The following is a 286-nucleotide window of genomic DNA, read 5'->3' as shown; positions in this document are numbered from 1 at the left end:
AAGGATTCTTCCAAGCGCGACCGTGACCGGATCTGGCCAGTAGCCGGACTCGACCAGTTCTCACAGAGCGGCCTGTGGTCGATCAACGTGCCCAAGGCGTTCGGTGGCCCGGAAGTGTCCTACGCGACTTTAGCCAAGGTGATCGAGATCATCTCGGCGGCCGATTCCTCGATCGGCCAGATCGCGCAGAACCATCTCGGCGTCGTCGCGGCCATCCGCACCGTCTCCGACGAGGATCAGCAGGCGCTGCTCTTTGCCGAAGTGCTGAAGGGCACGCGGTTCGGCA

At 62.9% G+C, this 286-nt stretch carries 1 protein-coding gene; it reads left to right on the top strand.

Annotation, left to right across the window (positions count from 1 at the left end):
• On the top strand, positions 1–286 hold a 286-nt coding region (locus EN846_RS34690), incomplete at both ends, for an acyl-CoA dehydrogenase family protein (RefSeq protein WP_189587226.1).

The organism is Mesorhizobium sp. M4B.F.Ca.ET.203.01.1.1 (genome assembly GCF_004791025.1).
Taxonomy (GTDB): Bacteria; Pseudomonadota; Alphaproteobacteria; order Rhizobiales; family Rhizobiaceae; genus Mesorhizobium; species Mesorhizobium abyssinicae.
This window is presented reverse-complemented; position numbering and strand designations above follow the sequence as displayed.